The following is a 566-nucleotide window of genomic DNA, read 5'->3' on the forward strand; positions in this document are numbered from 1 at the left end:
CCAAAGAGGGAAGCAGGAATATGAAAAAAGACTGGCATACCGCCGATATTATCGCTGCGATACGTAAGAAGAATAAAACGCTGGCATCATTATCCAGAGAGCACGGTTTAAGCTCTTCAACATTAGCAAATGCTTTAACGCGCCCCTGGCCTAAAGGGGAATGGTTGATTGCTCAGGAAATTGGTGTCACCCCTGCTGAAATATGGCCCAGTCGGTATTTTGATGAAAATAAGCAGCCTATCAAACGAACCGTCCGAAATGATTTACCAAACAATTCTGATATCACATAAATTATTTCTATATCCGAAAAAGTAACGACAACTTTTAAATCACCAAGCTAATATAACACGCTGAATTATCAGTTTTTTATTACACTCACTGCCCATTCTTTAATATCAGAATTGTATTCATAGCTCTATGAAGATGTAAAACAGCCCGCATATTTTGCGGGCGAGATAATTAACCTGAGGTTTGCTTAAGAAGGGAACTAAGTGCCTGAGGCACGATCAAAGTTTTTGTCAAAGAAAACAAAATCGTGGAGATCCTCAGGCATGTTTAATTTAGAA

General features: G+C 39.0%; 1 protein-coding gene. It reads left to right on the plus strand.

The annotated features are described in order from the left end of the window. Positions 1-20: 20 nt before the first annotated feature. Positions 21-290 (plus strand): helix-turn-helix domain-containing protein, encoded by a 270-nt coding sequence (locus ABR397_RS23145; protein WP_228998986.1) that lies wholly within the window; start codon positions 21-23, stop codon positions 288-290. The last annotated feature ends 276 nt before the right edge of the window (positions 291-566 follow it).

The organism is Photorhabdus viridis (assembly GCF_040256935.1).
In the GTDB taxonomy this organism is placed as follows: Bacteria; Pseudomonadota; Gammaproteobacteria; order Enterobacterales; family Enterobacteriaceae; genus Photorhabdus; species Photorhabdus viridis.

Excerpts from the sequence above, each read along its gene's own strand:
- ABR397_RS23145 (WP_228998986.1), top strand. The coding sequence starts at position 21 with ATGAAAAAAGACTGGCATACCGCCGATATTATCGCTGCGATACGTAAG.